The sequence below is a fragment of the Mediterranea sp. An20 genome, assembly GCF_002160055.1.
Taxonomy (GTDB): Bacteria; Bacteroidota; Bacteroidia; order Bacteroidales; family Bacteroidaceae; genus Bacteroides; species Bacteroides avicola.
The window spans coordinates 1-22,990 of sequence record NZ_NFJV01000040.1; the positions used below are offsets into that span (position 1 = coordinate 1).

Here is a 22,990-nt window from a genome sequence, read left to right on the forward strand (position 1 = left end):
GGCTTCTTTCAGATTCCAACTCGCGATGGACACCCTTGCCATGGGCTGTATGATTCCCGCTATTAGGGCTCATTCGGGACTTGCACCCGTTAGCTAATACTCATGCCGAGCATACAGAAGCCGGGGGAAAGGGGAATTTCCTTCCCTCAATAAATGAATGAACGGACTAACTTTTTCCAGCATTAAAAAATGATATTGGTTAAAGGTTCATTATCTTTGTAGCGTATTAATGCGAATGTTTGCATTCGACACAAAATTAATATAATAGAATTATGGATATGAACTATACAGACAATGAAACATACAGACGTATTCATTTCGCTGTAATGGCGATAGAAAGCGGAGCACGCAAGTTGGGTATTTCCGGCAAGGAGATGCACGACAGATTGCAGAAACAGGGATTGATACACCGCCGCCTTATCAAGCGGTATGAAGACCTTCATACCCAAAGTCTTGACTGGGTCGCTGATGATATCAGTGAAACGCTATTAAATTGGGAGGCAGAAGTATGATTACTCTATTTCATGGGTCATACGTACCCGTACAAGTACCATTGGTAAAACTGGGTAGGAGGAAAGTAGATTTCGGACAAGGATTTTACCTTACCAACCTACGCACGCAGGCAGAGTCATGGGCAAAAACGATAGCGGAAAGGAAAGGTCGCAATGCCCAACCAACCGTCTCTACATTTTCGTTCGACTACGATGCGGTAAAGTCTGGTGGATATAGGATAAAGACATTCGAGAGTTACAACCTTGAATGGCTGGAATATGTAGTGGATTGCCGTAAAGGCGGTATAGAGCAACAACAGTATGATGTAGTCGAAGGCGGTGTAGCCAATGACAATGTCATCGACACGGTTGAAGACTATGAAAACGGCATTATTACAGCAGAACAAGCGTTGGGACAGTTGAGATACAAAGAGGTGAATCATCAGATTTGCATCCTGAACCAAGACATCGTGGATAAGTATCTTTCATTTACTTCGTTTGAAATACTAAAAATGGAGGATTGATCATGAGAGACACCGTACTTTGGCGCAAACAGAGCCGCATCATCATGAAGTTGGCCGATGCTCTGCAGATTGACGCAGAACGGGCGCTCGACCTGTTTTATTCCACCAAGATCTATCAGCAGTTGGCAGACCCGAAATATGGTTTGCAACTGATGAGCGACGACTATATCTTGGAGGAATTGATTGAAGAACTAAGAGAACCGCATTGAAGCAAGAAAACATAAATCCAGTTAGAAAAAGCAATGACCGAACCGACACCTGCAAACGGATTGAGAGACATCCTGCAACTGCCTCCCGGCGAGCCTTTCATGGTGGAGATGGACACCTCCATGCTTACACCTGCGTCCGAGTTGAGGAAGTTGGAGCATTTCACCCTCGTGTTCGTCAACCGGGGCACGGCGCAGGTGGAAATCGACTTCCGCTCCTTCAGTCTGAAGCCCGGCGACATGCTGGTGCTGGCCACCGCCCAGTTCTTCCAATGCATAGAGGCCGCGCCGGATTTAAACCTCTCCTACGTGACCCTGACGCGCGACATCTATCGCGAGGTGACGTTGATGTTCGACACGTCTTTCTTCGCTTTCCTGAAAGAATATCCCTGTCTCCCCAATCCGGGTGGCGAGCACGTGTTACGGGTCAACCACCTGCTGCACGCCCTGACCGACATCTACCAAGAACGCGGACACACTTTCCGTCTGCCGATATTCAAGAACCTCCTGCAATGTTTCCTGATGAGCCTTTACGACAAGGTGAAAGAGCGGCTCCTTAACCATGACACCGCTCACACCTCTCAGCAGGAAGAACTGTTGGGCAAGTTCATCGCCTTGGTCTTCCAGCACAGCGGTACCCGGCGCGAAGTGCAGTTCTATGCCGACAGCCTTTCCGTCACCACGCGCTACCTCTCGTCCGTAGTGAAAAGCCTGACGGGGAATACGCCCAAGGAAATCATCGACAGCCGCTGCATCCAGGAAATCAAGATGCTGCTCCGCACCACGCGCGACAGCATGCAGGAGATTGCTTTCCGCCTCGACTTCCCCGACCAATCGTTCTTCAACCGCTACTTCAAGAAGCACACGGGTGTCACGCCTCTGGACTACCGTAAGTCCAGAGGCAGTATGCCCGTGGCTTTCTAAGACTGTTGCAGAGCAAGAGTGTTGTGCAGAGGGGACACGCTGAAGACTGTGAAAGATGCGTGAAGGCACTATGTTTCACATCAATACACTGACAAGCAATCGATTAGAAAGCGTGAAAGCGTGAAAGGAAGAAACCGGGGAATTTATAGGGGGAGTGTGAAACATCGGATACGAAGGCATAAGCGCAGCATCATACACAGCAAATGAGTATCTGAAACATGAGAGAAAAACAGAAAGTGACACTGTCTTATCGTCAGGACCGGAATCAGGTCATCGGAGGAATGCAGATGCACCATGAAGATTCTAACATGCAGGGTTACGTTGCTAAAATGGCACTTTACGCCGCTAAAATGGCACTTTAGCAACGTAACCCTGCCTTTGGTGAAGCCCGTTTGAAGAGAGCCTTCCGGAGTTTACGCCCCAAAAGTAACGGCGCACCCCCGAAATATACCTATTCCGGAAATGCGCCGTCATGTTCTTTAAGGAAATCCCTTACTCACGCCGTCCCATAAATATCATAATATAATAGATAAGTGTAGCCAGCGAACCGAGAGCTGCCACCACGTATGTATAGGCTGCCGAGCGAAGAGCATCTTCAGCCTTGTCGTGGTTGTAGGAATTCGTTATGCCGGATGCACTGAGCCACACTAAGGCACGCTTGCTGGCATTGATTTCCACCGGCAGGGTCACGAAGCTGAACAACGTGGTCAAGGCAAAGAGGATGATACCTGCCAGCAGGATGCTGGGAAAGGTGTTTATCAGCAGGATACCTGCCAGAATAACCCACGTCACCCACTGCGAAGCAAACGACACGACCGGCACCAAAGCACTGCGCATCTGCAAGGGGCCGTAGGCGCAGGCATGCTGCACGGCGTGCCCGCACTCATGGGCAGCCACGGCGGCAGCCATGATACTGTTGCTGTTGTACACGCTTTCGCTGAGGTTCACCGTCTTGTTGGCAGGATTGTAGTGGTCGGTCAGATGACCGGGCGTGCAGGTGACCTGCACATCATAAATGCCGTTGTCATACAACATCTTCTGAGCCACCTCACGGCCGGTCATGCCGTTGTTGGTGGGAATCTTGGAGTATTTCTTGAACTTATTCTGCAAGTTCAACTGCACCAGCCAGCTCACTACAGCCACGCCGATAAAGATAATCCATTGTAGTCCTATTTCCATTCTATTCTTGTTTAAGGGTTAATATATTTCTTCATAAACAAATTGTTTGCCAAAAATAAGGGGAAACCACGGACTAAGCCGCCGTTTCCCCTTTCTTTTAGGAAGAATTAGCTAAAAATCAATCCAATTCCAGTTCTATAACGGTATCGACATCTGTCGGCACGGCATTCAGCAGGAGTGTATAGCCTTCATTATTTTTCTGGAACTTCACGGGCGTACCGTCCACGAAGTAGCGGGCTTTCTTCACTTTCCGGTCTGCCAACGGCAGGAACAATGCCTTGTCCTGGAGGTTGAGTATATGCACATAGAGCTTATCGCCTTTCTGCGTTGTACCTCCCCACGGATGCGGACCCACACAACCGCCGCGCGTACCATAAATGGTTTCACCGTATGTCTTCATCCATTCTCCCATCTCGGCCAGCCGCTGCACAGCCACTTCGGGCAGTTCACCGTCGGGTTGCGGGCCGATGTTCATCAGCAGGTTGGCATCCTTCACGGCTGCACTCACAAGGTACTGAATCAGTTCTCTGGTCGATTTGTAGTTCTGGTCTGTGATTTTGTAGCCCCACATGCCGTTCATGGTCTGGCAGGTTTCCAACGGCAGCGAACTTACATCCTGTCCCGACAGTCCGGCTGTGTTTTCGCCGGGCAGGTCGCGTTCGAAAATCTGAATATCTTCACCGGGGAACGGGGTGATGTGGTGGTTGTTGGCCACCAGACACGAAGGCTGCAACTTGTGTATCAGGGCATACTGCTCGTCCAACTCCCAGTCGAAGTCCGGATTCTCGTCCTGATCCCACACACCGTCGAACCAGATGGCACCGATAAGCCCATAATTAGTCAGCAATTCAGTAAGCTGGTTATTCATAAAGGCATAGTAGCTGTCCCAGTTGCCTTTGGGATTGGGACGGCCGGTGCCGCGCCCTGTACGTCCCCACACGGCATCTTCGCGATACCAGTCGATGTGCGAATAATACAAGTGCAGGCCAATGCCCTGTTTGTGGCACTCATCGGCCAGTTCTTTCAACACGTCACGCTTGAAAGGAGTGGCATCCACAATGTTATAGTCGGAATACTTGGTGTCGAACATCGAGAAACCTTCGTGATGACGGGTGGTAAAGCAGATATACTTGGCACCCGAAGCCTTGATGGCAGCCACCCACTTGGCCGCATCGAATTTCGACGGATAGAAGCCGCCTGCCAATTTGGCATATTCCTTATAGTTCAGATTGTTGTTGGTCATGGTCCATTCGCCCGTGGCCAACATGGCATACAGTCCCCAATGGAGGAAGATACCAAACTTCTTGTCGCGGAATTCCTGACGGGCTTTCAGATTCTCTTCGGTAGGTTGATAACTCTGTGCCCGCACGGGAAATGCCAGGCAACACAACAGCAGAAAGGATAACAGTCTTGTCTTCATGTGATAAAAGATATTAGATATAAAACTAAACCGGAACTTGAAAAGCCCTTCCCCATCCGATGCAGACAGGAAAGGCTTTTCAATCCGAATAATTATGCTTCGTCGATATAACGTTCGATAGTTTGCTCACGGTCGGGACCGATGGAAACGAATTTGATGGGTACACCGAGCTGGTCTTCCAGGAACGACAGATAAGCATTGAACTCTTCGGGGAATTCATCCTCACTCTGCATTCCGGTCATATCCGTCTTCCAGCCGGGCAGTTCGGCGTAGACAGGTTCCACTCCTTCGCTGATATCGAAGGGGAAATAATCCACCTCTTCACCGTCTATCTTATAGGCCACGCAAGCTTTGATGGTCTCGAAGGTATCGAGCACATCGCTCTTCATCATAATCAGTTTGGTGACACCATCGACCATAACGGCATATTTCAATGCAACGAGGTCTATCCAGCCACAGCGGCGCTTACGTCCTGTCACCGCACCGTATTCATGTCCCAGCGCACACATCTTCTCGCCCGTCTCGTCAAACAATTCCGTGGGGAACGGACCTGCCCCTACGCGGGTACAATAGGCCTTGAAGATGCCATACACCTCGCCAATCTTATTGGGAGCCACTCCCAAGCCCGTGCAGGCTCCGGCGCAGATGGTGTTGGAAGACGTCACAAAAGGATAAGAGCCGAAATCGACATCAAGCATCGTGCCCTGCGCTCCTTCGCACAACACCGACTTGCCCTCGTCCAACAGGCGGTTTACCTCGTGCTCGCTGTCCACCAGGTGGAACTGCTTGAGATATTCGATGCCCTCCAACCAGGCCTTCTCCATGCCTTCCAGGTCGTAAGGGCCATAGTCCAGACTTTTCAGGATGTCAATGTGGCGTTTTTTGGCAGCCTCGTACTTGGCCTCAAAATTATGCAGGATATCCCCCACGCGCAGGCCGTTGCGGCTTACCTTGTCGGTATACGTCGGGCCGATACCCTTGCCCGTAGTGCCCACCTTGGCATCTCCCTTGGCCATTTCGTAGGCTGCATCCAGCAGGCGGTGCGTAGGCAGGATGAGATGCGCCTTCTTGGAGATGTGCAGGCGTTCCTTCAGCGGATGGCCCGATGCTTCCAGCGCTTCTGCCTCTGCCTTGAAGAGGGCGGGATCCAGCACTACACCGTTGCCGATGAGGTTGACCTTGTCGCCCTGGAATATGCCCGAAGGGATGGAACGCAACACGTATTTCTGACCGGCGAATTCAAGCGTATGTCCGGCATTGGGACCGCCCTGGAAGCGGGCTACCACGTCATACCGGGGGGTCAGGACGTCGACTACTTTGCCTTTGCCTTCGTCGCCCCATTGTAATCCTAATAGAACATCTACTTTCATTTGTCTTTTTTATGTTGTTGATTATTACTCGTTTTTTTCCGGTTGGCACGCTCGCATTTGCTGCACAGCCCGTAGAGGTAAAGCGAATAGTGCGTCAGCGAGAAGCGGCTCAGCTTCGTATTGGCAATGGCACGTTGCAGTTCTTCGTTCTGAAACTCCACCACCTTGCCGCACTGGGTACAAATCTGGTGATGGTGCGTGTCGCGGTTGTAGCACTTCTCGTATTGCGAGGAGTTGCCAAACTGATGCTTGATGACCAGACGTGCGTTGATGAGCAGAATGATGGTGTTGTAGAGCGTGGCGCGGCTGACGCGGAAATTCTCCTGGTCGGCCATGAGTGAATAAAGCGTGTCAATGTCGAAATGCCCGTCGATGGAATAGATGGTATCGAGTATGGCATAGCGTTCGGGCGTCTTGCGATGTCCGTGCACATTGAGATACTCGGTGAATATCTGCCGTACTGTCTCTTTCACATTTTTGTCTTCCATATATCGGCGAACGAAATTTTACAGCGAACAAAGTTAGTTCTTTTTCCCGGAAAGCCAACGACAAACTGCTGTTTTTTTTTATCTTTGCTGCATCATCAAATACTAAACTACAACCGATTATGTGCAAGAAAATTTTACTTATCATCCTATTGCTGGCGGGGACTCATATTGGCCTCTATGCCGAAAGGCAAGAGCAAAAAGTGGTAAACATCAACTTGGCAGAAGCTATTCAAAAAGATGCTAAGGATATTAATCTGAGTGAAATAGCATCAGACATTGACTACATTGGACTGGAAACGACAGATGACGCTTTATGCGGAAACAGCTATGATATACGTTTCTTTGAAGAGGGTATCATTATGGGAACAAACCGACAATTCTTTCATTTTGACCCACATGGAAAATTTCTAAATGCCATCGGAAGTAAAGGGGAAGGCCCTGAAGAATACAACATAGGATTGCTTTATTTCTTAAACAGTCCCAAGAAACGGCTCTACGCACAAGACTTTCAAGAAGTCATTTGTTACAGCTTCGACGGAGAGTTCATAAAAAGGATTCCCACTCCCAACCTAAATATGGGAGATGCCGCCATTTTCGGAAATGGACTGATTATCTACAGCAACGACACCTATTTTTCCAACAAGAATGCCCCTTACCAGTTGTTTATCATCAACGAAGCAGGGAAACAGAAAAAGGCTATCAAAGGTCATATTGAAAAAGGAAAGCGTTATGGAGTCATCTTATCATCCAGAGATTATATTTATACATTTGATGATGAAACTTATTTCAAGCCTGCCTTGGAAAATGTAATTTATAAGATTGACTCCTCTTCCATGAAAAAAGAATTAGTATACAAATTTGAATGCGGGACAAAAGGCATTGATGTATCAAGCAATGAAACAGAGCTAAGAAACAGAAACAAGAGCATATCCATCTACCAGATACATGAAACGCCTATGCATTTATTCATTCTATATGGTTTAGAGAAACGAATCTGTTTAGGGATGTATGACAAACAGAAGAAATCATTCAGCAATGTACGGATAGTGGATGACTTATCTGGCGGCATTGATTTTGTTCCCGCTGGAAAATGCTGTTCGGGATACCTTCAGATGGTCTATTTCCCATCTGAATTCAAAAAGCGGAAAGCATCCAACCGCTTTTCTTTACCCGAAAAAAGGAAACAGTTTGAACATGTCCTGCAATTGGATGAAGAAGACAATCCTGTGGTCGTTGTTGTGAAATTGAAAGGATTCTAAAATTAAGGGACTCAAGTTTCGGATTTAGATTTTAATCCAGCCTCTTGTCGTTCTTGATAAGCTGACGCTTCAGAGTGTCCTCATCGGATCCAGTAAGTTCTGCAACTATGCCCACCACTTCAACAATTATTAGCCACATTTTCTCTACAGCAGTCTGTTCGTACGCTCCTGTATACACATCCTTGAAAAGTCATCCTATGGTTCCGTAATCCAGACTCATTTTCAGTAAGGCCAACAAATCATTATTGGTGCCCGATAAAACAAAATGAAGAATCTGGCAACCGGTACTGACTGCAATATACTGGTTCAACAAAACAATAGCGACTGCAACTACTAGATTTATAGTGACAGTCGCTATTCTTGTATAAGTAATCAATCAGAATTAGTTTATATCAAACACAGAGACACAAAGTTCTGTAACTGTCTGTCGGTAAAAATGACGGGAGGGCACAGAGTCCGCGGCTTCGCCGCATACGAGAGAAGGGAAATTAACTCTGTGAGCTATGGACAAGAAAACAAAAACTCTGTGTCTCCGTGCCTCTGTGTTTAGTATCATTTAACTTTGCACATTTACTTATCAATCATGGTTTTCTACGTTTAAAGCTTTATCTTTTTCATTTTTCTCTTTCAAAATCGATTTTCTCTTTTTCTTATTTTCAATTTTGGAAACGACCATTCATTTAATTATCAAAACATTACAACTTGTCATTTCCATTTATCATTTCCAAATCGATTTTTATCACTTCTTCTATTCCCGATTTTGGAAATGAGAACCATCATTTCTTCAGCTTATATTTTATCCATCTGTTTTTACCTTCCGACTCTATTGTTCCATCAGTAAGCATTGCCTTAATCTGTTCCAAAACTTTCTTATAAGGAATCTCAATTCCGATTCTCTGATGTATATCCCTCACTCCGGAACATTCATATATCTTCAAATCTTCTATAATCAGTTCACGAAGTCTATAAGGTTCAATTCTCTTCAGTGAAGTAGTACCCTTATAACCACACACAAAGCCGTGAAAGCAGCATGAAACCATTATCTTTCACAACAACGCACTAAATTACAACGGATTATCTGTGCGTGAAACCGTGAAGGCAGATTGAGGCTTCTTTTTCTGGTGTGGGGAAACCGGGCTGGACGTCTCCATCTGCTTTCACACTCTCTTTCTTGTATATATTAAGCCAATCGCTGTGAAAGCAGTAGTTTTTCACTTTCACATCCCTTGGGCGACAGATGGCTCATTTACGTCCTTTTTTCCGGTCAATGTCATAGTGAGTGTTCTAAAAGTCACAGTTAGCACTCTGAAATTTGATATTGCATGCAATCTATTTTTATCGTAGTTCACTTTAACCTTACCTTATATGCCACAGGTTTCTTCCATTATATATGGCGTGTAATTCTACCCTAGACTTAACTCCTAAATTCTCATCCATGGTATAACCTAAATATGAACTGCTAATTCCAACCAGGTCTTCGGACTGGCCCGATAAAAAGTAGAAAGGAACTCCTAAGCGCAAACAAGCCTGCCCCTAAGCGTTTAGAAGCAGGCTTGTTGTATATAAGAAGTAAATCTTTATTTATCAGCCAATTTCCCCAGCCTCTTCTTTCACCAGGCTGTAGAGCAGTTGCTCATCGGCCGAAGCAGAATCTTTCATTTGCTCCACACGGCGGCACATGCGGAAGGCATGTTCTTCGCTGTGCTGCATGAAACGGCGGATGACTGCAGCAGCGGCATTGCGCACATGGTAGGAACCGGAGAGGAAAGCCGCGACAGACTGGTCCAGCAGCTCATTTTCAGCCCGTTCGTCCAGGTCGCCTTTCTGCATGAGCAAACGGGCCGCCGTAAGGAAGCCGCACACCTGGAAATATTCGCGCTCATCGGCCATCCACTGCAGGGACTTGGCAGGAGCGTAGGGCAAGTGGCAGAAAAGGTTCATGCTGGTCAGCTCGGCTATCTCGATGTTGCGGATGCTTTCTACCCAGATGTCTGCGATTTCGGGATAGAAGGTTTCGACGGGCTGCAACAAAGCAGCCAGAATTTTGCACTCACGGATGTCTTCCTTCCACAGAGCTTGGGCCAGGTCATGGTTTTTCTCGTAGCGGGCGGCTATCTGCTTGATGCGGGGCAGTTCTACACCAAAGTTCAGTTTGTAGACCAGCCCTTTCTCGCGCATGCTTTGCGAAACAGCACCGTTCATGGCCAGGCGGAATTGAGTCTTGATGTCTTTCAGTTGTTCGTGTAAATCCATACTTTCTTTCTTTTTTCAATCAAACAAAGGAGAATACGGCCTGTCAAGAAAAGAGGGTGTGTCAAAATAGATATTACCTATCATTCTATCACCCCGAACTTAGTCGAGGGTTCTCACTATGCTTAATGTGAGATGTTTCGACTTCGCTTCGCTCCGCTACCAATGACAGACTATACCTTCATGAAATAGTCAAAAAAGGTTTTGAGCGAAGCTAATGATAGTGATTTTGAATTTTGACACACCCTCCCAAACAGTTTCCTTCTCACTTAATTACGCACGGGCAACGTGGCATAATCGCGGCTGTAGCGCAACATCTGTTCCACGTAGTCCTCGTCGTAGCTCACGGTGACGTCGGTGATGTGTCCGTCGGCATCGGTCACAGCTGTATAAACGGGATTGACAAAGCCCTTGTAGGGAGCCAGGTTCAGCTTTTTGTAGCGTTCCAATACTTCCTGGTGCAGAACAGGGTCTACCTTGACGCCGTAGTTCTCTACCAGATTGCGGGCAGCAGCAAAGTCGCCGGTTGACTTCACGCGCTGAATCTCGGCCAGCAACTGCCCGAAGAGTCCACGCAACTTGCCATAGTCGTTCACCTGCACGTAGGTTTTGCCATCGCGCTTCACCAGTTCCACCACCTTGTCGGCGGCACCTTTCTCGTAAACCCAGCGGGCAATGAGCTGGCGGTTGCGCATGTGTGCTTCCTCCACCTGGTTGCCCGGTTCAATGCGCACCAGCTGCGTCATCAGGCCGTTCATCAGGTAGGTGTAATATTGGGCATGGTAAGCGGTGGTGTCGGGCAGCAATCCCAGTTCCACCAACTTGGGGTCTGCCACGTAGTACAGGCCGAAGAGGTCGGCGCGTGCTTCCTCAATGGTAGAGCCGTAAGCCTTCAGTCCGTCGGGGTCTGCTCCCGGCGCCATCTTGCCCGAACCGTGGCCCAGACATTCGTGCAGGTCGGTATGCAATTCGTCTGTCAAGTCGGCATATTGGTCAATGAGTTTCAGTTCTTCGGGGCTGATAACAAACTCTTCGTTGAATCCATTGCCATGAGCAGCCTTGTTGTAGGCATCGGTGATGTTGCCGATGGTAACTGACTTCGAACCGTACTGGGCACGTATCCAGTTGGAATTAGGCAGATTGATGCCTATCGCCGTAGCGGGATAGAGGTCGCCGGCCAGAATAGCGGCGGTGATGACCTTGGCGGACACGCCCTTCACCTGCTCCTTCTTGAACTGCTTGTCTACGGGTGAATGGTCTTCAAACCACTGGGCATTGCTGCTGATAATCTCCGTGCGGTGCGTGGCCTCCAAGTCTTTGAAGTTGACCAACGATTCCCAGCTGGCTTTCAGTCCTAACGGGTCACCATAGTTCTCAGTAAAACCATTCACAAAGTCCACACGCGAATTCAGGTCTTTCACCCACAAAATGGCATATTCATCGAACTTCTTCAAGTCGCCAGTTTCGTAGTATTCCACCAGTTTGGCAATGACAGCTTTCTGCTCCGGAGTCTCGGCCACGGTCTCTGCCTGCTTCAGCCAGTAGACAATCTTTTCGATGGCCTGCCCATACAGTCCGCCCACCTTCCAGACTTTCTCCACCAGCTTGCCGTTCTCTTTCACCAGACGACTGTTCAGGCCGTAAGATACGGGTGTTTCATCATCGGGGTCCTTCATGGCGGCATAGAAAGCCTCGGCCTCCTCTTGCGTAACGCCATCGTAGTAATTGCAGGCAGAGGTCTGAATCAGGTCCTCGCCATCGGCCTGGTTCACCCGCTTAGGCATCACCTGGGGGGCGAAGATGACGGGAAACACTTCATCGCACAACTGCTCAACGGTCTGTCCGTCTGCCAACGGCAAGGCAGAAGGCTCTACACTAAGCAACGCCTGCTTGAAGAACTCCGGACTGAAACCGGGCACAAACTTCTCACATCCGTAATGATGATGAATGCCGTTGGAGAACCAGACGCGCTTCAGATAAACCTCCATCGCCTTGAAATCGGCCGATGTCTTATCGCCCTTATAGCCGGTGTAGACAGCCTCCAACATCTTGCGGATAACAAGATTGTACTTGCCATTTTGGTCGAAAAGGATGTCTCGGCCCTGCAAGGCAGCTTCGGTGAGGTAATACACTAATTTCTTCTGATCGAGACTCAAAGTCTCAAAACCGGGTACGCGATAGCGTAGAATTTGTAAATCTGCAAACTGTTCCACTGTATAATCAAATTTTTCGGTTACAGCAGGCTCCTTCGAAGCACTGCCACAAGCACTGAATAAAGAAGAGACGGCAACCGCCGCCAAAAGAATCTGTTTCTTCATGATGATATAATAAAATAAAAGAACTTATTCAAGTCATGGAGCTTGCCTGAATTTTCCCTCTGAAAGAGTTTTATCCAGCCGCTTTTGAGTTTCTTTCCGTCAAAATCAGACTGAACAAAATTTAAACAGGCTCTTAGAAAAGAGAAAAGGAGTATTCCGGAAGGTACAAGCATTTCCCGAAATATTCCTTTTCTACGCATATTATAGTAACCGCACCTTACGGCAACAGGTTATTTCTTACGTTCAGCATGCCTCTTACGGTATCCGTTAGGCGTTTCCCCCACATTCTTGTAGAAAGCGGCATAGAAAGACTGGCGGTTGGCAAAACCAACCATTGTACTGATTTCCTCCACATTCTTGTCGGCATAACGCTTGTCTGTCAGCAGATGCATAGCCTCCTTGACGCGGTATTCATTCAGCAGGCACGAATAATTCATACCGAAACGAGAATTAACCACCGCCGACAAATAGCGGGTGTTGGTCTGCAGTTCTTTGGCCAGGTCTTTGGCTGAAAAATCCGAATCTCTGTACTTTTTCTGTACGACGATGATGTTAAGTATTTTGTCGTACAATTCATCTGCCAGTTCCGGACGTATCAGCGACCGGTAGGCAGCATCCTTGGTTTTCTTTTCACGCAGGTTGTAAGGACGCCTTTTGAATTCCTGTTCCTGCGCCTTGTTCTCTAATTCACTCATTCATTTTACTGGTTAGGGTTATTGGTACTACAAGCCTTAGCTTTACAAATTACTAAGGTTTTACAAAAGTCTGACATTTTTTTTATATACGCAACTTTTGCAGGGTTTATTTTGGGTAGGAAAATAGGCATATTGCCCGCTGCTACGCTATAAATGGGAAAGTGAAAGAAACTTTAACAATTAGTACATTTCAGGGAAAGGCAAGAGCCTCATTTACACTGCTCCAGCAGATCCGACAGTTCCTCCTTAGAAAAGCCCAGTTTGACGGCTTCTTCAAGATTTTCCTTCGCCTGCGATTTCTTTCCTTGTGCCAGATAAATCTGCCCCCGCATCAGGTAAGCTTCAGAACGCGACTTGTCCAGACGAATGGCTTCGTCCAAATCCATCAGAGCCATCGGGAAATTTCCCAAATCCTGCTGCACACCGGCACGCGCCACATAGACCACGGCATGCTGGTGGGCAGTCTGCAAGGAGGTTCCCTCGCCTTTTTCGTTCACCATGCCGTCCAGGATAGCAAGCGCCTCTTTCAGCCGCCCTTCTTTCTGCTCCAGCATGGCCAGCCCCAAGCGTCCGTTGAAATGACGCGGAGACAGTTCCAGCAGATGATTGTAGTCTGCCCGTGCTGCCCTGAAATCTTTCTGCTCCATATAGATATAGGCCCGCATTTCCAACGCTTCCAGATTGTCCGGCTGAACATCAAGCACCAGCGAATAATCAATGCGTGCCTTATCCGCCTGTTCCAGTTCCAGATACAAACTGGCCCGGTTCAGGAGGATGAGCGGATTGCGCGGCGCCATATTGAGAGCGTATGTGTACGACTCCAAAGCTTCGTCATACTGACGGCGCATCCGCTGCACCGTGCCCAGATTGGCAAACAGCAGCGCGTTGCGCATATTGGCAGGATCCAGCCGAAGAGCCTGGCGGATATAATGCTCAGCCTGGACCAGACTGTCGCGGCTGATGGCTGTAGAAGCACGCTCGCACAGTTCTTCATACGTCTGTGCTCCGGCAGACCAGACCGTTCCGCATAGCAGAACGGCAAGAAACAATCTCTTATACATATAATCTCTCAATCTAATGGATACGAATCGAAAGCAAACAAGTCGGTAGACAGATAGCGTTCACCCGTATCGGGCAACAGAACAACAATAAGACGGCCAGCCATTTCGGGGCGAAGAGCCAGACGTCCAGCCGCACAGAGTGCCGCTCCTGAAGATATGCCGGCCAGTAACCCCTCGGTACGAGCCAGAAGACGGGCAGCACGGATGGCATCGTCATCGGACACAGAAACCACCTCATCCACTACCGATGCATCGTAGTTGTCCGGCACAAAATTGGGACCAATCCCCTGGATGCGGTGAGGACCCGGCTGTCCTCCCTCCAATACGGGAGAAGCCGATGGCTCTACTGCCACCACACGTATATCCTGCCGATGGCACTTCAGCGAGCGGGCCACCCCCGTCACTGTACCGCCAGTACCCACACAAGCCACAAAAGCCGCCACCTTGCCGTCGGTATCGTGCCAGATTTCCTCACCGGTAGTAAGCTGGTGAATATGCGGATTGGCAGGATTACCGAACTGACCGGGGATGAATGAACCGGAAATAGAGGCATGCAACTCTTCTGCCTTGCGCACAGAGCCAGCCATTCCTTCGGCACCGGGCGTCAGCACGATTTCTGCCCCCAAGGCCCGAAGCAGGTTACGCCGCTCCAGGCTCATCGTTTCGGGCATGGTCAGCACAAGACGATAGCCGCGGATAGCTGCCACCATCGCCAATCCCACGCCCGTATTGCCGCTGGTAGGTTCGATGATAGTAGCCCCGGGACAGAGCACACCTCGCCGCTCGGCATCATCAATAAGGGCAAAAGCCGTGCGGGCTTTCACACTCCCACCGGGATTGAATGCTTCGACTTTGGCCACAAGCGGACGGGGCAACGACAAGCGGGCACTATATCCGACCAACTCCATCAACGGAGTACGACCGATGAGACTGACAAGGTTTTTCGCTATCTTCATGCTTTTTCACTGTGGATATAGTTAACCAGCCACTGCCCCACTTCCTTCGTTCCATAGCGGGAGCCTCCTTCCACCTGAATCTCCGGTGTGCGGACACAGGCATCGAGCGAGGCATCGACAGCACGGCGGATGAGGGCACCTTCGTCCGACAGATTGAAATGTTCGAAAAGCATAGCCACGGAGAGCACCTGAGCCAGCGGATTGGCAATGTTCTGCCCTTTGGCTTGGGGCCACGAACCGTGAATTGGCTCGAAGACTGGCGTACTATCGCCTGTAGAAGCAGAAGGCAGAAGACCCATAGAGCCACTGATGACAGACCCTTCGTCCGTAAGTATATCGCCAAAGGTATTCTCTGTCACCATTACATCGAAGAAGCACGGCTCCTGAATCATCTTCATGGCAGCATTGTCGACAAACATGTAATCGGTAGTCACGTCGGGGTATTGCGGTGCCATCTCCTGCGCAATCTGACGCCAAAGACGCGACGAGGCAAGCACATTGGCCTTATCGACCACCGTAACGTGATGACGGCGGCGACGGGCATAGTCGAAAGCCACACGCAGAATGCGCTCCACTTCGGGACGGGTGTAGAAGTTCGTATCCCAGGCCTTGTCGTTGTCCTGATATTTTTCACCGAAATACATGCCTCCCGTCAGTTCGCGGATGCATAGGAAGTCGGCACCTTCTACCAATTCGGCACGCAGGGGCGACTTGTGCAGCAGGCACTTAAAAGTCTGCACCGGACGGATATTGGCATAAAGGCCCAGTTTCTTCCGCATGGCCAACAGACCTTGCTCCGGACGCACTTTAGCCGTAGGGTCGTTGTCATACTTGGGGTCACCCACCGCTGAGAAGAGAACGGCATCACTGTCCTTGCAGATCTGGAAAGTTTCTTCCGGGAAAGGGTCGCCCACTTTGTCGATGGCATCGGCACCGCAGAGGGCATAACGGTAAGTCACCTGATGGCCAAACTTCGTGCAAACGGCATTCATCACGTCCACACCTACGGCAGAAATTTCGGGCCCGATTCCGTCACCGGGCAATACAGCTATTTTCAAATTCATAAATCTATGTCTTTTAATCTTCGTTCTATTTCTTCTTTGGATTTGCGATTGCGGAGCATGTAACGGTGACCGGCAGCAAAGCCGGCTGTCATAAGAGCAGCACAAACAACATTGACCAGCAAGTTACCCTCCGCATCAGCATCGTCACGCGGGTCTAAGCGGCCTAATACCACGCGGATGCCAAGCAGCAAAATAAACACGAATGCGTATAGCATCCAAGACTGCAGCCGGATTTTCTTCTTCATATTCCGTTTTTTTAAGACTACTCCTTAAATATTATATCCTTCTTCAACAAGAAGGGCTTCTCATATCCGTTCCCTGGCTTCAGCCACTCACACGGACGTGTCGAACTCGCCCTCAATAAGGTTCAGCATCTTCATCGTGGCCTTGATGGCAGCCTCCGTCTGGTCGGCATCGAGTCCGCGGGTACGGAAGACACGCCCATCAAACTGCCATGTGATGACAGTCTGCACAAAAGCATCGGTGCGTCCGCCAGGAGGGATGGTAACGGCGTAGTTGGTCAGCATCGGGAAACGGCGGCCCAGCGTACCCTTGTAGACCTTGCGCAAAGCGCGGACAAAGGCATCGTACTGACCGTCGCCGCTCGAACTTTCCTCATACGGTGTGCCGTTGATTTCGACACGGAGTGTAGCCATAGGCTTAAGTCCGTGCGCCAGATTCACGATATAGCTCACAAGGCGAACGCGCTCGCCCTGCACATCGTGCTTGAGCACATCGCTGACGATATACGGCAAGTCTTCCTGCGTCACCAGTTCTTTCTTGTCGCCCAACTCGATGATGCGCTCAGTCACCTTACGCATGGAATCCTCATCCAACTGAAGCCCCAGGTCTTCGAGGTTCTTGCGGATGTTGGCCTTGCCCGAGGTCTTGCCCAAGGCATATTCGCGCTTACGGCCGAAGCGCTCGGGCAGGAGGTCGTTGCAGTAGAGGTTCTTTTTGTTGTCGCCATCGGCATGCACGCCCGCCACCTGGGTGAATACGTTGTCGCCGACTATCGGTTTGTTGGGCGGGATGACAACGCCCGAATACGACTCGACGACACGGCTGACATCATAGAGCCGGCTCTCGTCGATGCGTGTACGGGCCTGGAAGTGGTCCTTCAGGATAGCCTGTACGGAGGCAAGCGGGGCGTTCCCTGCGCGTTCGCCCAACCCGTTTATCGTCGTATGCAACCCTCTGCACCCGCTCAGCACGGCAGCCAACACGTTACTGACAGCCAGGTCGTAGTCGTTGTGCGCGTGAAAGTCGAAGTGCTTCTGCGGGTATCGCTTCTTCATCTTGCGCATGTACTCGATGACCTGCAGCGGGTTGAGTATGCCCAGCGTGTCGGGCAGCATGTAGCGTCTGATGGGACTGTCGACCAAAGCATCCATCAGCTGGAATACGTAGTCGGGAGAATCCTTCATCCCCCCGCTCCAATCTTCCAAATAAACATTCACCTCCATGTCCTGCTCCTGAGCATAATCCACCACACGGTGGATGTCGGCGATGTGTTCGTCCGGCGTCTTGCCAAGCTGGTAACGGCAATGTTTCTCCGAGCCCTTGCACAGCAGGTTGATGACACGGCAACCGGTGGAGCGAATCCAGTCGACAGATGCGTGCCCGTCTACAAATCCCAACACCTCGACACGTGGCAAGAGGTCGCGCCGCGCAGCCCAGTCGCAAATCATCTGCACGGCATTGCGCTCGCCTTCAGACACCCGGGCCGATGCCACCTCCACGCGGTCCACCTTAAGCTCCTCGAGCAGCAGGCGGGCAATCATGAGTTTCTCGTGGGGCACAAACGACACTCCGCTGGTTTGCTCGCCGTCGCGGAGGGTAGTGTCCATGATTTCTATTTCAGGATGGGTCATAGGCATTTTGCTCGTAAGCTACTATCTTGTCTACATTCTCCAGCAGGAAGTCGATGTCGTCCAGACCGTTCATCAGGCAATGTTTCTTGTAGGCGTTGATGTCGAAATGCTCACTCTTGCCCGTAGCCTTGTTCGTGATGGTCTGGGCAGGCAGATTGATTTCCACCTGCATCTTCGGATCTGCCTGAATGCTGTCGAACAACTCTTGCAGGAAGGCAGGGCTGACTACAACCGGCAGCACAAAATTGTTCAGTTCGTTGTTCTTGTGAATGTCGGCAAAGAAACTGCTGACCACCGCCCGAAAGCCATAGCCAGCTATGGCCCAAGCGGCATGCTCACGGCTGCTGCCCGAACCGAAGTTCTTGCCTGCCACGAGGATTTGTCCACCGTAGGTGGGGTTATTCAGCACAAAATCCGGGTTCAGGGTTCCGTCCGGACGGTAGCGCCAGTCGCGGAAAAGGTTGTCGCCAAAGAACTTCTCATCGCGGGTGGTTGCTTTCAGGAAGCGGGCCGGGATGATCTGGTCGGTATCTACGTTCTCCAAAGGCAAGGGGACACAAGTAGATGTCAGTATGTCGAATTTCTGTTTCATAATCCTATTCTATAATGTGATTGAAGATAATTTACGCAAAGAATATCTGTCATTGGTAGCCCGCAGGATGCAGTCGGAACATCTCCCGACAAACATCCTACAAAGAGCATAGTGAACACCTTCGGCTTCACTTCGTTTCGTTTAGGATGACAGATACCATCTACGCGACGTATGATTATAATAGCGTGCGCGGGTCGGTAATCACCCCGGTGACAGCCGCAGCAGCAGCCGTCAGGGGCGAAGCCAGGAGCGTGCGTGAACCGGGTCCCTGCCGACCTTCGAAATTGCGGTTGCTGGTCGATACGGCATACTTACCTGCGGGCACCTTGTCGTCATTCATGGCCAGACAGGCCGAGCAGCCCGGCTGACGGATTTCGAAGCCAGCCTCTGCCAACACCTTGTCCAACCCCTCCTCGCGAATTTGCTTGTCTACCATCCACGAGCCGGGGACGAGCCATGCCACCACGCCGTCGGCCTTCTTCCGCCCCCGGGCGATGGAGGCAAAGGCACGGAAGTCTTCGATGCGACCGTTGGTACAGGCACCGAGAAAGACGTAGTCTATCGGCTTGCCCAGCAACTGTTCGCCGGGACGGAAACCCATATAATCGAGCGACTTCAGGAAAGAAGCCTGTGCTGCCTCGCCCATGCCTTCGGTTGTCGGGACAGACTGCGTGATGCCCATGCCCATGCCCGGATTGGTGCCGTAGGTTATCATCGGCTCGATGTCGGCAGCATCAAAACGAACTTCCTTGTCGAACTGAGCATCATCATCGCTGCGGAGGGTGCGCCAATAAGCCACGGCACGTTCCCAATCATCGCCCTTCGGCGCATATTCCCTACCCTTTATGTACTCGAAAGTCACGTTGTCTGGTGCCACCATACCACCGCGGGCCCCCATCTCGATGCTGAGGTTACACAGCGTGAGCCTGCCTTCCATGGTGAGGGAACGCACGGCCTCGCCGGCATATTCCACAAAGTAACCTGTAGCACCGCTGGTGGTCATGCGCGACATCATATAAAGCGCCAGGTCCTTGGCCGTCACTCCCTTGCCCAAGCGTCCGTCCACGGTGATGCGCATGGTCTTGGGCCGTGTCTGGAGGATGCATTGCGAGGCGAGCACCATCTCTACCTCACTGGTACCAATACCGAAAGCCACGGCGCCCATCGCCCCGTGCGTCGAAGTGTGCGAATCGCCGCAGACGATGGTCATGCCCGGCAAGGTCAGTCCACGCTCCGGTCCGACAACGTGAATGATGCCGTTGCGCGGGTCCATCATTCCGAAGTGGGTCAGGCCGAATTCTTTAGCATTCCGGGCCAGCGTATCGACTTGGGCGCGGGAAACGGGGTCTTCTATCGGCTTGTCCTGGTCGTGCGTGGGCGTATTATGATCGGGCATACAATAGATATGGTCGGGCCTGAGGCACCGGATGCCACGCTCCCGCAATCCCTCGAAGGCTTGCGGACTGGTTACTTCGTGGCAATAGAGGCGGTCTATGTAAAGTTGCGTGGGACCGTCTTCCACCTGCTGCACGATGTGGGCGTCCCAGATTTTGTCGAATAAGGTATTCATATCTTTGTCGTTATTAGGATACTATCCAATTAGTAATTTTTCTGAACATTATCACCTCCACTCCCCCTAAGTGATACGGGGAAGAGGGTGAAGCATGATGGTAGAGGTTCAAACGTGCTGTCCTCAGAATTGCTTAGTTCATTTCACACTGACAGTCAACGCGTTGCTTCTTATATATAAGGAGCCTACTGCTTATCGCCCGGAAGTTGGCTGCTTATCGCCCGCCTGTTTCCTGGCAAGGGGTTAGCAGAGAAGCCGCTCTATACAACGCACGATGCACCCGTGTTGCACGTGAAAGTTTAAACCACTTCGTTATCTGCCGTCAGTTGTGAACCAACCCTTGGAGAGCAAGAGTTTCTACAACCATTTTCTTCACAAACTAATCCAATTTGAACTTATTGATACAGTCGATATATGCCTCTACCGAAGCAGCAATGATATCCGTATTGGCACCAAAGCCGTAGTAGATGTGGTTGTCATACTCCACCTGCATGTGCACCTTGCCCATGTCGTCGCTGCCCTTGCTGATGGCCTGAATGGTAAATTCCTTGAGCGTCATCTGGCGGTTGATAATCTTTTTCAGCGCCTTGATGGCAGCGTCTACGGGACCATTGCCCGAAGCACAATCTTCGAATTTCTCGCCGGCGATGTTCAATCCCAAGCTGGCCACAGAGTGTACACCCACGCCACTGGTCACCTGCAGGTAATCCACCTTGATGCGATGGTTCTGGCTGCGGTCGGCACCAGCCAACAGCAGGATGTCGTCGTCGTTGATGTCTTTCTTCTTGTCGGCCAACTTGAGGAAATCTTCATACACCTTGTCCAGCTTCTCCTGCGGCAGATCGATGCCGAGCACATGCAAGCGGTTCTTCAGGGCAGCACGGCCCGAACGGGCGGTAAGAACAATGCTGTTGTCGTCGATGCCCACATCGTGCGGGTCGATTATCTCATACGTCTGCACATTTTTCAACACACCGTCCTGGTGAATGCCGCTGGAATGTGCGAAGGCATTACGGCCCACGATGGCCTTGTTGGGCTGCACGGGCATGTTCATCAGGCTGGACACCATGCGGCTCGTGGGGTAAATCTTCTGTGTGTTGATGTTCGTATCAATACCGATATGCTTGTGGCATTTCAAAATCATCGCCACCTCTTCGAGCGATGTATTGCCTGCCCGCTCGCCAATACCGTTGATAGTGACCTCCACCTGACGCGCACCGTTCAACACACCCGCCATGGTGTTGGCCGTAGCCATGCCCAAGTCGTTGTGGCAGTGCGTGGAGAGGACGGCGTTGTGTATACCATCTACATGTTCCATCAGATATTTAATCTTCTCGCCATACTCCGAAGGCAGACAGTAGCCCGTCGTGTCGGGGATGTTCACCACCGTGGCACCCGCCTTGATGACGGCTTCCACTACGCGAGCCAGATACTCGTTGTCCGTGCGTCCGGCATCTTCGGCATAGAACTCCACGTCGTCTACATATTTCTTGGCATACTTCACGGCCGCTACTGCCCGTTCGATAATTTCCTCCCGGTTCGAATTGAACTTATATTTGATATGTTCGTCACTCGTTCCTATACCGGTATGGATACGCTTGTGCTTGGCATACTTCAGGGCATCTGCTGCCACATCAATATCCTTCTGCACGGCACGGGTCAAGGCACAAATCGTGGGCCACGTCACCGCCTTTGATATTTCAATCACCGAATGGAAGTCGCCGGGGCTGGAAATAGGAAATCCCGCCTCAATTACATCCACACCTAACAATTCAAGCTGTTTAGCCACTTGAATCTTTTCTACCGTATTCAACTGACATCCGGGAACTTGTTCACCGTCGCGGAGCGTCGTGTCAAAAATGAATAATCTGTCACTCATTGTATCTTCCTTTAAATTGATGAATCAGAATAAAAAAAGCCTCTCGCACCAGGAAGTGAGAAAGGCTTTCGAATATAACTGCCATTGATTCTTTACATATTGTCATGCGCAATGCTCACCTCCACTAACCTTTGCCAGTAGAATAATATTGCCACATAGGAGAATGTATGTAAAGTTTTGAATCATCTTGCCATTTTGTTATTACGCCCGCAAAGGTAGGGATTATTTCATAGCCTGCAAACAAATCAATAAGTTTTTTATCCAAATAAACATCATTTTATAAGAATACAAACAGGAAAGCTAAAAATATGACAGAAAGCATTCAGGCAAACCAACTGACAGAAACGAGAACAAGATTCCTACCGATATACTAACATTGAATCATTTCATAGAGAGCATTATAGAACTTCTCTTTCGCTTTTACCTCCAAAAACGGGGAATGTCCACACTGCGACAGGGTACGCAACATATAATTGACAGAAGCCTTCTCTAAAGGTGCTGTAACGCCAACCAACGGATGCGGGTCTTCCTCGCCGTGGATGATACGAATCGGCACAACAACATTTGACAATAATTCATCGAAACCATTAGACGAACGAAAAGCTGCCGCTTCCTTCCACACCTGCTCATAAGCGTCCTGGTCCGGTACAAAATCATTCGTGACCTTCGCCACATGATAGTTGTCTGTCCGGGCCAGCCCCATTGGGGACTTGCACCCGTTAGCCAATACTAATACTAATACTCATACTGAGCATACAAAAAATCCCCTCCCCGTTCATCACGGGGAAGGGACCTGTAAAGACGGCGGCTACCTACTCTCCCACTGTTACGCAGTACCATCGGCGCGGTCGGGCTTAACTTCTCTGTTCG

At 50.1% G+C, this 22,990-nt stretch carries 21 protein-coding genes; 5 read left to right on the top strand and 16 right to left on the bottom strand.

The window, feature by feature from the left end; genetic code table 11:
* Positions 1–272 precede the first annotated feature (272 nt).
* The 4 genes from B5F34_RS15875 to B5F34_RS15890 are packed head-to-tail and all read left to right on the top strand — an operon-like array spanning position 273 to position 2,145.
* Positions 273–512, top strand: coding sequence for a DUF3791 domain-containing protein (locus tag B5F34_RS15875; RefSeq protein WP_239449011.1), 240 nt, complete (start codon positions 273–275; stop codon positions 510–512).
* Entirely contained in the window at positions 509–1,015 is a 507-nt protein-coding gene (locus tag B5F34_RS15880; protein ID WP_087340761.1) for a DUF3990 domain-containing protein, read from the top strand. The genes B5F34_RS15875 and B5F34_RS15880 overlap by 4 nt, the downstream gene beginning before the upstream one ends.
* Before the next feature lie 2 nt (positions 1,016–1,017).
* The gene (locus B5F34_RS15885) at positions 1,018–1,224 is read left to right on the top strand and encodes a DUF3791 domain-containing protein (RefSeq protein ID WP_087340762.1); all 207 of its coding nucleotides are present in this window, start codon (positions 1,018–1,020) and stop codon (positions 1,222–1,224) included.
* A 33-nt stretch (positions 1,225–1,257) separates the two neighbouring features.
* Positions 1,258–2,145, top strand: coding sequence for a helix-turn-helix domain-containing protein (locus tag B5F34_RS15890; protein WP_087340763.1), 888 nt, complete (start codon positions 1,258–1,260; stop codon positions 2,143–2,145).
* A 492-nt stretch (positions 2,146–2,637) separates the two neighbouring features.
* Here the strand turns inward: B5F34_RS15890 and B5F34_RS15895 are convergent, their stop codons facing one another.
* From B5F34_RS15895 to B5F34_RS15910, 4 genes are all read right to left on the bottom strand, one after another.
* Positions 2,638–3,324, bottom strand: a complete 687-nt coding sequence (locus tag B5F34_RS15895; protein ID WP_087340764.1) for a zinc metallopeptidase — start codon at positions 3,322–3,324, stop codon at positions 2,638–2,640.
* Between the two features lie 118 nt (positions 3,325–3,442).
* Entirely contained in the window at positions 3,443–4,744 is a 1,302-nt protein-coding gene (locus B5F34_RS15900) for an alpha-L-fucosidase (protein WP_087340765.1), read from the bottom strand.
* A gap of 92 nt (positions 4,745–4,836) precedes the next feature.
* Positions 4,837–6,114, bottom strand: a complete 1,278-nt coding sequence (locus B5F34_RS15905; RefSeq protein ID WP_087340766.1) for an adenylosuccinate synthase — start codon at positions 6,112–6,114, stop codon at positions 4,837–4,839.
* Positions 6,111–6,602 carry a Fur family transcriptional regulator gene (locus tag B5F34_RS15910; protein WP_087340767.1) on the bottom strand — a complete coding sequence of 164 codons (492 nt, stop codon included), beginning with the start codon at positions 6,600–6,602 and terminating at the stop codon, positions 6,111–6,113. Before B5F34_RS15910 ends, B5F34_RS15905 begins: the two co-directional genes overlap by 4 nt.
* Positions 6,603–6,721: 119 nt before the next feature.
* On the opposite strand from B5F34_RS15910, the gene B5F34_RS15915 reads away from it, so the two are divergent.
* A complete protein-coding gene (locus B5F34_RS15915) occupies positions 6,722–7,861 on the top strand; it encodes a 6-bladed beta-propeller (protein WP_087340768.1) in 1,140 nt (379 codons plus the stop codon).
* A 1,584-nt stretch (positions 7,862–9,445) separates the two neighbouring features.
* Here B5F34_RS15915 and B5F34_RS15925 read toward each other — a convergent pair.
* From B5F34_RS15925 to B5F34_RS15980, 12 genes are all read right to left on the bottom strand, one after another.
* The gene (locus B5F34_RS15925) at positions 9,446–10,114 is read right to left on the bottom strand and encodes a DNA alkylation repair protein (protein WP_087340770.1); all 669 of its coding nucleotides are present in this window, start codon (positions 10,112–10,114) and stop codon (positions 9,446–9,448) included.
* 266 nt (positions 10,115–10,380) lie between these two features.
* The gene (locus B5F34_RS15930) at positions 10,381–12,429 is read right to left on the bottom strand and encodes a dihydrofolate reductase (RefSeq protein ID WP_087340771.1); all 2,049 of its coding nucleotides are present in this window, start codon (positions 12,427–12,429) and stop codon (positions 10,381–10,383) included.
* 230 nt (positions 12,430–12,659) lie between these two features.
* Positions 12,660–13,124 (bottom strand): helix-turn-helix domain-containing protein, encoded by a 465-nt coding sequence (locus B5F34_RS15935; protein ID WP_087340772.1) that lies wholly within the window; start codon positions 13,122–13,124, stop codon positions 12,660–12,662.
* Between the two features lie 209 nt (positions 13,125–13,333).
* The gene (locus tag B5F34_RS15940) at positions 13,334–14,185 is read right to left on the bottom strand and encodes a tetratricopeptide repeat protein (RefSeq protein WP_087340773.1); all 852 of its coding nucleotides are present in this window, start codon (positions 14,183–14,185) and stop codon (positions 13,334–13,336) included.
* 8 nt (positions 14,186–14,193) lie between these two features.
* On the bottom strand, positions 14,194–15,141 hold the full coding sequence (gene cysK, locus B5F34_RS15945) for a cysteine synthase A (protein ID WP_087340774.1): 948 nt from the start codon (positions 15,139–15,141) through the stop codon (positions 14,194–14,196).
* Complete coding sequence (gene leuB, locus B5F34_RS15950) at positions 15,138–16,205, bottom strand: 3-isopropylmalate dehydrogenase (RefSeq protein ID WP_087340775.1); 1,068 nt, start codon at positions 16,203–16,205, stop codon at positions 15,138–15,140. The genes cysK and leuB overlap by 4 nt, the downstream gene beginning before the upstream one ends.
* The gene (locus B5F34_RS15955) at positions 16,202–16,450 is read right to left on the bottom strand and encodes a hypothetical protein (RefSeq protein ID WP_087340776.1); all 249 of its coding nucleotides are present in this window, start codon (positions 16,448–16,450) and stop codon (positions 16,202–16,204) included. Before B5F34_RS15955 ends, leuB begins: the two co-directional genes overlap by 4 nt.
* Before the next feature lie 87 nt (positions 16,451–16,537).
* The gene (locus tag B5F34_RS15960) at positions 16,538–18,085 is read right to left on the bottom strand and encodes an alpha-isopropylmalate synthase regulatory domain-containing protein (protein WP_087340777.1); all 1,548 of its coding nucleotides are present in this window, start codon (positions 18,083–18,085) and stop codon (positions 16,538–16,540) included.
* Positions 18,066–18,671, bottom strand: a complete 606-nt coding sequence (gene leuD / locus B5F34_RS15965) for a 3-isopropylmalate dehydratase small subunit (RefSeq protein WP_087340778.1) — start codon at positions 18,669–18,671, stop codon at positions 18,066–18,068. Before leuD ends, B5F34_RS15960 begins: the two co-directional genes overlap by 20 nt.
* 175 nt (positions 18,672–18,846) lie before the next feature.
* The gene (leuC, locus tag B5F34_RS15970) at positions 18,847–20,241 is read right to left on the bottom strand and encodes a 3-isopropylmalate dehydratase large subunit (RefSeq protein ID WP_087340779.1); all 1,395 of its coding nucleotides are present in this window, start codon (positions 20,239–20,241) and stop codon (positions 18,847–18,849) included.
* A gap of 379 nt (positions 20,242–20,620) precedes the next feature.
* Entirely contained in the window at positions 20,621–22,120 is a 1,500-nt protein-coding gene (locus B5F34_RS15975) for a 2-isopropylmalate synthase (protein ID WP_087340780.1), read from the bottom strand.
* Between the two features lie 370 nt (positions 22,121–22,490).
* Complete coding sequence (locus B5F34_RS15980) at positions 22,491–22,823, bottom strand: hypothetical protein (protein ID WP_087340781.1); 333 nt, start codon at positions 22,821–22,823, stop codon at positions 22,491–22,493.
* Positions 22,824–22,990 lie beyond the last annotated feature (167 nt).